Origin of the sequence: Leeuwenhoekiella polynyae (assembly GCF_004104075.1) — a bacterium.
Taxonomy (GTDB): Bacteria; Bacteroidota; Bacteroidia; order Flavobacteriales; family Flavobacteriaceae; genus Leeuwenhoekiella; species Leeuwenhoekiella polynyae.
In genome coordinates this window covers 40,293-53,397 of the sequence record NZ_QOVK01000020.1, presented here as the reverse complement: position 1 = coordinate 53,397, position 13,105 = coordinate 40,293, and the positions used below count along the sequence as shown (strand labels likewise).

Annotated in this window: 8 protein-coding genes; 1 reads left to right on the top strand and 7 read right to left on the bottom strand. The window is 38.6% G+C overall.

The window, feature by feature from the left end; all coding sequences use genetic code 11:
- Positions 1-34: 34 nt before the first annotated feature.
- From DSM02_RS16335 to DSM02_RS16305, 7 genes are all read right to left on the bottom strand, one after another.
- The gene (locus DSM02_RS16335; protein ID WP_164918331.1) at positions 35-397 is read right to left on the bottom strand and encodes a response regulator transcription factor; all 363 of its coding nucleotides are present in this window, start codon (positions 395-397) and stop codon (positions 35-37) included.
- Positions 397-1,131: a hypothetical protein gene (locus DSM02_RS16330; RefSeq protein WP_128766618.1), complete on the bottom strand. Its 735-nt coding sequence runs from the start codon at positions 1,129-1,131 to the stop codon at positions 397-399. Before DSM02_RS16330 ends, DSM02_RS16335 begins: the two co-directional genes overlap by 1 nt.
- Before the next feature lie 31 nt (positions 1,132-1,162).
- Positions 1,163-4,792, bottom strand: coding sequence for a PAS domain-containing hybrid sensor histidine kinase/response regulator (locus DSM02_RS16325; RefSeq protein WP_128766617.1), 3,630 nt, complete (start codon positions 4,790-4,792; stop codon positions 1,163-1,165).
- A 176-nt stretch (positions 4,793-4,968) separates the two neighbouring features.
- Complete coding sequence (locus DSM02_RS16320; RefSeq protein ID WP_128766616.1) at positions 4,969-6,213, bottom strand: ATP-binding cassette domain-containing protein; 1,245 nt, start codon at positions 6,211-6,213, stop codon at positions 4,969-4,971.
- A gap of 19 nt (positions 6,214-6,232) precedes the next feature.
- A complete protein-coding gene (locus tag DSM02_RS16315; RefSeq protein WP_128766615.1) occupies positions 6,233-7,207 on the bottom strand; it encodes an NAD(P)H-quinone oxidoreductase in 975 nt (324 codons plus the stop codon).
- Positions 7,208-7,317: 110 nt separating this feature from the next.
- On the bottom strand, positions 7,318-8,724 hold the full coding sequence (lpdA, locus tag DSM02_RS16310) for a dihydrolipoyl dehydrogenase (RefSeq protein WP_128766614.1): 1,407 nt from the start codon (positions 8,722-8,724) through the stop codon (positions 7,318-7,320).
- A gap of 136 nt (positions 8,725-8,860) precedes the next feature.
- Positions 8,861-11,638 carry a PA14 domain-containing protein gene (locus DSM02_RS16305; RefSeq protein WP_128766613.1) on the bottom strand — a complete coding sequence of 926 codons (2,778 nt, stop codon included), beginning with the start codon at positions 11,636-11,638 and terminating at the stop codon, positions 8,861-8,863.
- A 582-nt stretch (positions 11,639-12,220) separates the two neighbouring features.
- On the opposite strand from DSM02_RS16305, the gene DSM02_RS16300 reads away from it, so the two are divergent.
- The gene (locus DSM02_RS16300) at positions 12,221-12,958 is read left to right on the top strand and encodes a hypothetical protein (RefSeq protein WP_128766612.1); all 738 of its coding nucleotides are present in this window, start codon (positions 12,221-12,223) and stop codon (positions 12,956-12,958) included.
- The last annotated feature ends 147 nt before the right edge of the window (positions 12,959-13,105 follow it).

Here is a 13,105-nt window from a genome sequence, read left to right as displayed (position 1 = left end):
ACTACTATTTGTTCGTATACGATACTGATTTTTGTTATTGTTTCGCTAATGTTCTTTTAACCCTTAGCGATAATTCGCTTGGGCTAAAAGGTTTTGTTATAAAATCATCTACCCCCATCTTAAACGCATCGGTTATGATATCCTCTTGCGTAGAAGTAGATAATACGATAACCGGTATATTGGGATATGTTTTCTTTATATGTTCTATAATTTGGGTTCCTGTAACAAAAGGGAGCATTAGATCTGTTAAAATCAAATCAAAAGTTTCTTCAAGGAGCAACTTCATGGCTTGCCTGCCTTCTTCTGCTACCACAACCTCATAACCCTCTTTCTTTAGTTTAAATTCTAAAGAGCGAACGACCATAGGATTATCTTCTATAATTAGAATTCTTTGCATCAAACCGTTTTAAATAAATCAGGAAAGTCTTCTTTAAGACACTCCTGTATTTTGAGGTATTCCTTTTTTAAGAGGTCTACCTGCTCCGCTTTAGAGGAGTCAACTTGAGTATGAGCCAACTCATCACAGATTGTACTCCCTAAATTATTTTCTAACATTTCAAAAGAAGGTTTTATATTATGAGCAAGATTACTTACCTCTTTATAATGCTCTTTGCCAAATAATTCTTCTATTTCACTAATATTTTTACCTACAGATTCATTAAATATTTTTAAGCTTTCAAAAATAAAAGCTTCATCACCATCAGATAAGTCGCTCAAATACGACAACGAATAGGGTTTTGAATTCAATTCAACACGCTGCTCTTTATTTTCTGAAAGCAGACTTAATACCCAATCAAGATCAGGCTTATCAAATCCCTTTTTCAATACTTCAAAAGCTCCTTCGTCAGTTTGTATCTCGCTTACACCAGAATCTGATAAAATTAAAATTGAACCACTATAATTCATATTATCTATAAGGTAATGAATGGTTTGCACAGCACCAAGTGGTTTTATGTTTTCTTCAAGAATGAGCAAATCTGCCTCTCCTATTTGTTTTATATATTGAATGGCTCCCATACCCGAAGCAAAATTACTTAACGTTACCGCATTAGGATTAAGATAGGTATTGAATGCAGCCACAGCATCTGAATCTGTGGTTACCAGTATTATATGTTTTAAAGCTTCGTTCACTTTACTGCAGGGGGTTAAATAGGGGTTCGTTTTATTTTATTACTCTCTCATTTTCGGCACTAAACAAATAGCGTTTCAAAGCTTGCCTAAGATCTTCTAAAACAATAGGCTTAGCTATATAATCGTCCATTCCATGTTCTATACAGCGCTCCCGCTCTCCCTTTATTGCTCGTGCAGTAAGGGCTATTATAGGAACTCTTGAGCTATTCAATTCAATTTCCCGGATGGCTTTTGTTGCTTCAAAACCACTCAAAACCGGCATTTGAATATCCATCAGTACAAAATCTATTTTTGTGTGCTTGTAAGCATCTATAGCTTCCTGACCATTATCTACCTCAACGAGTATAGCATTAGGAACTATTTTATTAATAATCGTTCGCGTCAAAAATTTATTGACCTGATTATCTTCAGCAATAAGAATTGTAGGTGTTTTGTCTTGAAGATTGAAAAGTTCTGAAACAGTTGTAATTTCTTTAGTATCAATTGTAGGACTTTCTAAATTATCAAAGAATTCATAAAGTTCATTTCTTAGAACAGGTTTTACCATTTTACCTGAAACACCTAGCTTTTGACTTCTGCTATTTAACGCTTGGTCATCTCCAGAACTGTGCATCAAAAGTATCGGGAGTTCTTCTTCAGATATTTTTAAATCATCTCGAAGGTGCTCTACAAAATCAAGACCGTTTAAATAGGGCATGTGGTAATCTACGATAGCTAAATCATAGTCCTTTTCTTTCTCTAAGATTTCAATCGCATCAACGCCATTACTCACTAATGTTGTTTCTATATTCCGTTCGCGCAACATCCCATCTATGATGTAGCGATTGTTTAAATTATCTTCAACAATAAGTACCTTTTTTAAAGAACGCTCAATTTTAGTTTCTATTAACTGTGAATCTACAGTTGTAAAATCTACAGTAAAGGAAAAAGTGGTCCCCAATCCCAGCTCGCTAGTTACTTCAAGCTTACTATTCATCAACTCCAAAAGACGGTTACTAATAGTCAACCCCAAACCTGTTCCTCCATATTTGCGGGTCGTTGAAGCATCTGCCTGATCAAAAGCTCTGAATATTTTCTTCAGATTTTGAGGTGCAATACCAATACCTGTATCTCGTATTGAAAAGGTATATCGTTTTTTCTGATTGTCCTCGATCAAACCTTTAGACGCTACTTTTACCTCTATCTCTCCCTTATGCGTAAATTTAAGAGCGTTACTTAACAGATTGATCAAAATCTGACGCAATCTGAGACCATCTGCCATGATGTTAGCATCAATACTGTTAGGGATATTAAGCAATACTTCGAGTTCTTTTTGATGCGCCTGTTGCTTAATCATTTCTACAGATCTACCACAGATTTCTGAAATATTTACGCGCTCTTCACTAAGCTCAAGCTTTCCTGCTTCAATTTTAGAAAAGTCTAGAATATCATTGATTAAATCTAATAGCGAAACTGCAGAAGCAAAAACAGTTTCCATATATTTTTGCTGATTAGCGTCTAGTTTTGTTTTAAGTAACAGGTCACTAAAACCAATCACCCCATTTAAAGGGGTTCTAATTTCATGACTCATGTTTGCTAAAAATTCTGACTTTGATTTATTTGCAGCTTCAGCTTTAAGCTTCGCCTTAAGTAACGAATGCTCCATAGCTTTTAAGGCAGAAATATCAGCAGACACTCCCAGATATCCTTTTGTGTTTCCATTTTCATCTTGAATAGCAGTCACCACTAATTGAACCGGAAAGGTAGAGCCGTCTTTTCTAAGATAGGTCCAGTCACTCGTCTCAAGTTCTCCTCTCTTTATTTTATACGTGAATATATCATGCTTATCTACCTTCTCACCATACTGTTGCTCCAGTTCTAAAGCATAATTCTGAACTTCTTCTTTTTTATGAAATAAACTTGGTTTTTCTTTATCTACCACCTCTTCTGCAGAATACCCCAATAGGTTTTCTGCTCCTTTATTAAATTTACGTATTATGTGATTGAGGTCAGTTTCTACTATAATTACTTGTGTTGTAGAATCTAGAATAACCCGCATATCGTTTAAACTAGCCTCAAGAGCCCTTTTGGCATTAACCTCATCGGTCATGTCTACCACCTGACCTATCAAAGAACGCACCTCACCATGCTCATCTAGTAAACCCGAAACCGTTAGAAAACAGCTAACTATAGAACCATCTTTATGTAGATAACGCTTCTCTATCTGATAGCTAGGTGATTCTCTAGATATAACTTTAGCAAAAAGATGCTTATCATTATCGCGATCCTCTGGATGGGTGATTTCGTCTAAAGACTTTCTAAGCAACTCTTCTTTAGTATAGCCTATCATCTGGGCCAAATTGAGATTTACACTACGCCATTTACCATGTAAATCTACAAGTGCCATCCCGTTAGGAGAATATTCAAAAATACGTTTAAAACGCGTTGCATTTTCTAATGCTTTACGCTCCAAATTTTTTCTAAGTGTAATATCTTCTACCTGAGTTATGACCAGATCAGAGTCTAAATTAGCGTTAGAGATTAAGGAGCAATTGATATTGCACCAGATAGTTTTGCCTGTATGGTGATAACATTCTACTTCAATATTATAGCTCTCTATTTCACCAGCTAGTAACGCGGTACGCTTCTCTACAGCAAGCTCTATATATTCTGGTTTTATAACATCTTTAAATGTATAGTTTAAAATTTCTTCATCTGACAATGAATCTAAACCAAAAATTCTTCTAGCAGCAGGATTGGCCATTTCTAATTCATTCTGATTGTTTACCAGAATAATACCTATTGCAGAATTTTCAAATACTTTAGAAAACCGAAGCTCTGCTTTTTTATGAGCTTCCTGATGATGTTTTCTTTTGCTTATATCTTGAAATGCACCATAAACTCTTACGCAGGTGCCATTTTTAAGTTCGGGTTTCCCCATACTCCTAACCCACTTTTCTGTTCCGTCATAGGTTACAATTATAAACTCTTCGTCAAAGTTTTTACCCTCTTCAATACAATCAGAAAAAAATTTTAGTATACGCTCTTTATGTTCTCCTTCTTTATAAAAATTTATAGCGGTTTCAATACCTGGTTCATAATCTGGCGGTACACCATGTATTTCTTTGGTTACCCGGGTCCAGGTTATTGTATTTTCTATTAAATCGACTTCCCATCCCCCAACACAAGCCAGATCGTTCGTTTCTTCGTATATCTCATTGAATTTACGAAGCTTCTTAATTTTCTTCAAATACCTATTTGATGAAAACTCATTATCAATTTCTTGTATAAATTTTAGGATTAAATGCCGTGATCCATTAGAGTCCACATGCACAAGATGAGAAGACTTAGCTGTAAGTATTTTCTTTCTTTTAGATAGAAGTGAGAAATAATTGTCTTTTTTTGCAGAACCCTTGTTAGTTATCGCACTAATTAAATCTTCTATAGATTTTTTACCAGCAGCTCCTAAAATTGACCACCACAAGTCTAACGCTGCATCCTTTTCGGGTTCTGAATATTCTAAAATGGACCAGAAAGATTGTGTTATAAAATATCTATTTGGAAAATCAAGATTTACATAGTAAACACCAAGCGTAGCCTCATTGGTAATCCAAGAAAATATATGAGGATTCTCGCACAGAATACGGTGAAAATCTTCCTTGAAAAAATCTCTTTTAGACATCGTCTATTACTTTAAGTTGGGTTGCAAAATTTAAAACAAGCGTCTCAAATTTATAGTGGGTATTCAAATGTATGTTTTTAAACTAATTTTTTATGCATTTTAACGGTAAAATTGTTCTTAGAAAGATAATTAATTCTAAACACTTAGTAGTAATAGCTAGTTAAATTGCTTTAATTTCATTTAAATAATGCTCTTGAACCGGTTTGAGAAGGCTCTAATTCTAGTGTATGTTTAAAATTTAATCCATCCTCTTCCCGATGAGATACATAAAGCATTGCGGTTTCACGAGCTGCAGCTATTCTATTTACCAATTGAACTAACAACTGTGCGCCTCGCGTATCTAAACCAGAAGTAGGCTCATCTAAAATAAGCAATGGCGGATGTTTAATCATTGCACGCGCGATCAAAACAAGTCGTTTTTGCACTTCATTCAACCTTCTAAAAGTATATTCTTTTTTATCGCTTAGGCCTATTAGCTCAAGCCATTCTTCAGCCTTAGTCACTTCTAATGATGTAGGTCTTTGGTATAACCCCACACTATCATACAAACCGGAAATTACCATTTCTAAAACGCTATGCATCCCATCAAAACGCTCTGTAAGCGTCGCCGTAATATATCCTATCTTCTTCTTAATTTCCCACACACTTTCTCCGCTGCCTTTTTTTCTTCCGAAGATGTATAACTCTTTACCATAGCCTTTTGTACTGTCTCCGGTAATCATAGATAGTATCGTGGTCTTCCCCGAGCCATTGGGACCTTTCAAATGCCAGGCCTCTCCTTGTTTAATCTCCCAAGAAATACTATCTATAACTGGTTTATTCCCAAAAGAAACCGAAACATCATTAAAAGCCACAAGTGTTTCCGGTAAGTTTTCATAACGCGCTATAGGAGTTGGAATTTGATGCTTTGTATTAAAAGCATCAATCATTTCCAGATAATGCTTTTTCAGTTTTGATTCTGAAAAGCCCTTATAGGTATAGACTAAAGCCGAATTGTAAAATGGCAAGATATCCTCTCGCCTCCTAAAAAGCTGAATCAACAATGTTGTTTGAGAAAGAGCCTCTAGTTTCTTTTTAAACCAAGTTACTTTTTCTTGATCTAGGGAATCAAATGGATTATCAAGAATTAAAAACTTCGGACTTTTTTCTAGTAAATAATCGAGTAAAAGCTTTTTTCGTTCTCCACTAGATTTTGTTTTTAAAAGTCCACTTCCTGCTGTTAGTATGGTTTTTCCGTGCCTATATTCTTCGTCCAAATAATACTCTAAAACATGGTTTGAAAAGATAAGGCCTTCTCCGCCTGCCCTATTTATTAACCAGTCTTCATTTTTAAGGTCTTCTAATTGTTTTTTAGTTATGCCCTTTTCTGAAACATCTATTACAAAATGTTTCTGGGGTTTCTCTATTGTTTGTAAACGCATAACCTAAATATGAGAAAAATTATGCTACCTCTAAAATAATTTTGCCAATATGCTTACTGCTTTCCATGAGTTGATGAGCTTTAGAAGCATCATCAAGTGTAAATGTTTTATAAATAAAAGGTTTAATCATTTTACTATTTAGCAAAGGCCAAATTTCTTTATATATTTCTGAAGCTATACCTTGTTTAATAGCTATAGGCTCGGGTTTTAAAAGGCTTCCGGTAAGGGTGAGTTGCTTACTCATAATCGTCCATAAATTAATTTCCGGAGTCAAACCATTCATTCCATTGATATGGACCAGACGCCCCTTTTTATTGAGAATATTCAGGTTTTTCTGGGTATAGCCTCCACCCACCATATCTAAAATCACATCAATTTTCTTATCGGCAAATATCAATTCAAAATCGGTCTCTTTATAGTTTATTACTTCGGCTAAATCATACTTTTCTACAAAATCTATTTTCTCCTGAGAACCAACTGTTGTATACGTTTTTAATCCCAAAGCTTTTGCCATCTGTAACCCCATAATACCAATACCACTGGTACCGCCGTGAATCAACAGCTTCTCTCCTTTTTTTGCTTTTGCTTGCTGAAATACATTAAACCATACTGTAAACATAACTTCGGGTAAAGCTGCTGCTTCAACAAAACTAAAATCCTTAGGTACCGGAAGACACAAGCGCGCATCCACGACAATTTCTGTAGCATACCCCCCACCGGCAACCAAAGCACAAACCGCATCGCCTACCTTAAAAGATTCAACATCTTCATCCCTTTCTATAATTTCTCCGGCTACTTCGAGTCCGGGAATTTGAGCTGCCGGCGTATCATCACCATATGCATCCGGATTTTTACGCGTAAGTATATCACTACGGTTAACACCCGCTGCTTTTACTGCAATACGCACGTGATGCGCTGCTAAAGGCTGGCTCCCAACAGTTTTTAATTTTAGAACTTCAGGACCTCCTGCTTCGGTTATTACAATTGCTTTCATAAGATTTTTTGAATTGAAAGTTCATCAAGAATACAGACATAACCTATCAAATAAATCATAAAAAAAGCCCTTTTCGACTAGAAAAGGGCTTTTAAGTAATTCTTAAGATCTTAAATATGTAAAGCTCTGTCTTCCGTTGCAGCAAGCGCTGCTTCTTTAACCGCTTCTGCATACGTAGGATGTGCATGGGACATAATCGCAATATCTTCTGCACTCGCACGAAATTCCATCGCAGTTACTCCTTCAGCAATTAAATCTGCTACACGAGCTCCCACCATATGAACGCCTAGAACTTCATCAGTCTCTTTATCTGCTAGAATTTTCACAAACCCATCTACATCACCAGAAGCTCTCGAACGCCCTAACGCACGCATAGGAAACTGACCCGATTTATACACCACACCGTCTTCTTTAAGTTGCTCTTCGGTCTTACCTACAGAAGCAACTTCTGGCCATGTATACACCACACCCGGAATCAGATTATAATTAATATGCGGTTTTTGACCGGCAAGGGTTTCGGCAACAAACACCCCTTCTTCTTCAGCTTTATGTGCAAGCATTGCACCGCGAACCACATCCCCAATAGCATAAATATTAGAAACTGAAGTTTGCAAATGCTCATTGACCTCAACACGACCCCGATCATCGGTCTTCAATCCGGCAGCTTCCAGGTTCAGTCCGTCTGTGTATGCTTTACGGCCTACAGAAACTAAAACATAATCTCCTGTAAACGCAACTTCGTTATCTTTTTTATCAGTAGCCGTAACCACCACCTCATCTCCTTTACGCTCCACGGCGCTTACCTTATGTGACGTGTTGATTTTAACCTTAGCTTTTTTAAGAACCTTAGTCAGTTCTTTACTTTGAGCCCCATCCATCGTTGGGATGATTCGGTCTAAATATTCTACAACAGTTACTTCAGACCCCAGACGCTTATATACCTGACCTAATTCTAAGCCGATCACACCACCACCTATAACAATAAGGTGCTTCGGGATTTCTTTAAGTTTTAAGGCTTCTGTAGAAGTAATGATGCGTTCTTTATCTATGTTGATAAACGGAAGACTTGCAGGCTTGCTTCCGGTAGCGATAATGGTGTTTTTTGCTTCTATTTCTACGTCATCCCCCTCAGCAACAGCGATGTGAATGTGTGTTTTATCTTTAAAGCTACCCACCCCCTGAAAAGTATCGATCTTATTTTTGCTCATTAAAAACTCGATCCCCTTTGTGGTTTGTTCTACCACAGCAGCTTTGCGCGCCATCATCTTCTCCAGATTGATTTTGATCTCTCCGGGAATTTCGATACCGTGCTCTTCAAAATGTTGAATGGCATCATCATAATGATGTGAAGAATCTAATAGGGCTTTAGAAGGAATACAACCTACATTAAGGCAAGTACCGCCCATAGTTGCATATTTCTCAATGATTGCTGTTTTAAGACCCAACTGGGCGCAGCGAATAGCAGCCACATAACCTCCGGGACCGGAACCGATGACTGCAACGTCGTATGTACTCATAATGTTACGTTCAAAATTTGGACATCAAAGGTACGACTATCACTTAGGCTTTGCAATCAGACTTTTTAGAAATCTAACGCTAAGTAGGTATGCCTTCACAGATATCCCCGCTATACTTGTCTATGACCTATTTGACCTATTCGATTGTAAATTGATTTGCCTGAATCACCCCACTATTACCATCTGGATTAGTTTCCCAGGAAAACGAAAATTCCTGATCTCCAGCATCTTCATAATACCAAAATTCAAATTTGTGCTTTCCTTGTGCAAGCTGCACAGGGTTAGAGGTTGTAGTATTGGAGCCACTATCCGCCCAATCATTTAGTATTAAAGAACCGTCAATATATATCCTAGCCCCATCATCAGAACGCTGAGAAAAAGTAAAATTACCAGTATTTCTTACCAAATAAGTACCTACAATTTTAATTACAAAGCCTTCACCGTCTGTAGTAGGATTTAAAACTGAAGAGCCGGAAGCGGGCAGACTCAATGCACCATTATAAACTCCAGCTTTGGTTACCAGCGTATTTCGTTCCAGGTTATTTAAATCTGGTGAAGTGGAGCTTGCAATATCATAGGAATAGAACTGCATCCCACTGGGAGTAGCAAGTTTCATAGGGGTCTCAATTATTCTTCCCGTTGCATCTACGGCTAAATTATAAGTAGGTGTTCCTGTTCTTGCTCCACTGCCATAAAGGGGTAATACAATATCTCTATTAGATTCAATCTCAAGTGCTGTATTACCATCAACATCAAATCGAAACGCATTGAGTGTTGTAAATTTAAAGGGATCATCATTGTCACTTACATCTCCTCCAATAATTTCCATGAATCGATTAATTCCATTATCAAAGCGCAGCACATTCCCATTTAGGTTTATAGTTCTTTGCGCAGTTAACGTTCCATCGTTAGAATAAATATTACCATCCCCGGCAGCAGCTTGCCAACTTGCATTCCCTGTAGCATCTGAAGTCAATACCCGTCCTGCAGTTTGATTTCCATCAACATACCTGAGACTTCCGTTTATCTGAAGCTTAGCAGACGGCGTATTTGTTCCAATTCCTACTCGAACATTCGCATTGGTATGATTCCCTAATATAATTGAATTATCTTGAGGAGCTCTACTGCCTGTACCTAAAGCGATAGCATCTAAACCAGTACTTTCAGCATTATTTCCAATAGCGACAGCCCCATCCTGATTGGTATAGGTATCGTAACCCAACGCGATGGAATTTTGTCCCTGAGCATCAGATTGCCTACCTAGGGCTGTAGCATTAAGTTGATTGGTATAGCTGTCGGGACCAATTGCAACAGAATAATCTCCCTGCGCATCAGCTGAATAACCTATAGCAAGTCCAAATGCCTTATTGCTGTAAGCATCGTCACCTATAGCTAAAGCATTTGTTGCAAGAGCTGCAGATGAATAGCCTATTGCTATGGTATTGAGTGCATTTCCCTCTGCGCGATCACCTATTGCGACAGATGAAATACCCGTAGCTTTGGTTTCATACCCTACAGCAGTAGCATTATCTGCCGTTGCATCAGAATTATAACCTAACGAAGTGGTATTGATCGCTGAGGCATTGGCCTGACTTCCTAATGCTGTACTATTAGATTGGTTTGCAGTAGTTCCAGAACCAACGGCAGTTGCAGCATCACCGGTTGCCCGTGCCCCATTACCTATAGCCGTAGCATTTTGAGCTGTGGCTTGAGTTCCTGTTCCTAAAGCAGATGACCTCAAACCAGAAGAGGTAGAATTTTGACCAAAAGCTAAAGCTGAAGAATTGCTTGCAGTCGCATTACTTCCTAATGCGGCAGCATTTTGAGCACTTGTAAGAGCCCCTACCCCAATTGAAACCGAATTATTTCCATTTGCATCTGCGCCAACTCCAAAAGCAAGTGAGCTCTGGTTTCTGGCAATCGCATTCAAACCTATTGCCGCTGAAGAGTTTCCTCGGGCACTCGCATTGGTACCTAAAGCCAAACTACTTGCAGAACTTGCAATAGCCCCACTACCAAAAGCATTGGCATCAGTATTGGACGCCAATGCATTATACCCCGTCGCCGTAGCCCGGGCAGCACTGGCATCGGCATTACGACCTAAGGCTGTAGCATCATCTGCTGTGGCCGTAGTTTCAAAACCTATTGCAGTGGACCGTGCAGAACTGGCAGTTGCTCCGCGCCCATAGGCAGCACTCTCTTCAGCCTGAGCCTTACTTTGAAAGCCTGTTGCAGTTGATCTGGCTCCTGAAGCCTCAGTTGCTCTACCTAAAGCGGTTGATTCCTCACTTGAAGCTGCTGCTTGAAAACCTATAGCTGTTGATCTGGCTCCTGATGCAATCGATGCTCTTCCAAATGCAGCAGATTCTTCTCCCGAAGAGTTTGCCTGATAGCCTACAGCCACAGACCGTGCTCCATTACTAGAGGCATCTCTACCTATATAAAATGAATTATCAGTTTTTATACTCCCGACATCAAAGTTATTGACCCTAAAATTTAACGATTGGTTATCTGTTGTTCCTAAAAAATCAGTTGAAGGATTTGTACCGGTATTACCTGTCAATGCCCAACTTGTCGATGCACCACCCGAAATACCTTTTAGCGCAACCCATTTATTTTGTGAAGAACTGTATACATATAAGCCTTCAGTAGTAACATCTGCAGTTTGACCTGTAGGTGTGGTTGTAGGTAGCGTTACATAAATCATAGTACCATTCTGGGCAGCTGTGTAGGTTTTAGCCTGAAGTTGGTTACCGGTTAATCGTGGAGGTGCAATTCCATCTAAAGATGTTACATCTGATGGATTCCCTATCACATCCAAGGAGCTTTTAGGGTTGGTAGTACCAATTCCTACCTGAGCTGAACTTGAATAAAATGCTACTAAAAAAAATAATGAGAGTAGTTGTTGTTTCATACAATGATTGATTTAAGGCACCTCAAAAATAAATGTTAAAATGATATAGAATATTGATAAATAGTTATTTAACACAAGTAAAAAATACTTTCCTACAAATAGGTATTTTATCTGACTTAAAGTAAATTTTACCGACACTTACGGTAAAAACAGTCAGGTGGTTTTTGAATTTTACAATTCATTGTAAAACAATTAATCCATCGTTTTATGTTAAGACTGCTTCGTCTTATAACGGACTTTGAATGCATCACCTCGAGGTGATTCCGCACAAGGCATTATGATGAAAAAGTTTTGACTTCAAGGAAAACCTTGTAGCATTTAAATCCTGAGCAGGCCTTAAAACAAGGACTCTTAAGGTTAAAACGGCAATACCAACAGCCTTTTTTACACAAATATTAAGTTATTAAGTATGCGCTGGTACCGTATTGCTTTATTTCATAACTTACTCTTGATTAACGTGCTACCACACTGAGTCCACACTAAGTCCACACTGTAACCACACTTTGCCACACAATTTGTGGTGGACTTTGGATGAAGTCTTGTAGTACTCTGGCAGAATCTTTAACTTAATAACTCGTTACTATGGCATATTTAGACGCTAAAGGAAATATTGTAGGCAGTATAGGCCAACTGGTTTTTAGAAATGTAAATGGGAAAACCCTTGTACAAGCCAAGCCTGAAAAAACCGGGAAATATCCCTCGGAACGTTCCAAACAGTCCGCAACCGATTTTGGTCGAGCCTCGCGAACGACCAGTGCGCTGGTAAGAGGATTGCGTCCGTTTATAGGTACAAATTATGATTCGCAATGGTTCAACCGCTTTCGGAAAACGGTGTATCAGGGAATGAAAACCAACACCTCGTTGCCTCAGGGTAATCTCGATTTGGCACAAGGAAGCCCTGAGGTTTTAGAAGGTTTGGAATTCAACTTGCAAACGCCTTATCCCGAATATGTACAACTTCCGGGCTTAGAACTTCGTCTGGATGCCGGAAAACTACTTGTCACATTGCCCGAATTTAAAACCGGTAGCCAACTCTACTGGCCCAAGGAAGCCGGTACTGCCGAGCTGTGTTACTGGATCAGTGCCTATGCACCAAGCGATTATCAAACCCTGCATCAGGAACTCTTTACTATTCCCATCCCGCACCGTACCGCAACCATCCCCGCGTCACGCTACACCACTGCCGAACTGCCTCAGGACAGCCTGAATCTGGTGACAGCCGGTATTTTGTTTTATACAAGCCATACGCTGCGGAGCCAACAAACACTCAACAGCAAAGCTTTTAATCCGGCGCAGGTGATGAAGGTTTTTAAGGCTTAACTTCCATAACCGGCTCTTATCTTTGTGCTGTTTCTGTTGCAGCATTCACAAGAACGCTTTTTATGAGAATTAAAAAACCTCCCTTCAAAGGGAGGTTTACATGCATTCGTATTCTTGCTCGCTCCAAACATTTGAAAGTTTCAGCAC

What these genes read in the sequence shown, in the direction of transcription:
- DSM02_RS16335 (WP_164918331.1), bottom strand. Translation starts at nt 397, where the DNA reads ATGCAAAGAATTCTAATTATAGAAGATAATCCTATGGTCGTTCGCTCT.
- DSM02_RS16325 (WP_128766617.1), bottom strand. Translation starts at nt 4,792, where the DNA reads ATGTCTAAAAGAGATTTTTTCAAGGAAGATTTTCACCGTATTCTGTGC.
- DSM02_RS16320 (WP_128766616.1), bottom strand. Translation starts at nt 6,213, where the DNA reads ATGCGTTTACAAACAATAGAGAAACCCCAGAAACATTTTGTAATAGAT.
- DSM02_RS16315 (WP_128766615.1), bottom strand. Translation starts at nt 7,207, where the DNA reads ATGAAAGCAATTGTAATAACCGAAGCAGGAGGTCCTGAAGTTCTAAAA.
- lpdA (WP_128766614.1), bottom strand. Translation starts at nt 8,724, where the DNA reads ATGAGTACATACGACGTTGCAGTCATCGGTTCCGGTCCCGGAGGTTAT.
- DSM02_RS16305 (WP_128766613.1), bottom strand. Translation starts at nt 11,638, where the DNA reads ATGAAACAACAACTACTCTCATTATTTTTTTTAGTAGCATTTTATTCA.
- DSM02_RS16300 (WP_128766612.1), top strand. Translation starts at nt 12,221, where the DNA reads ATGGCATATTTAGACGCTAAAGGAAATATTGTAGGCAGTATAGGCCAA.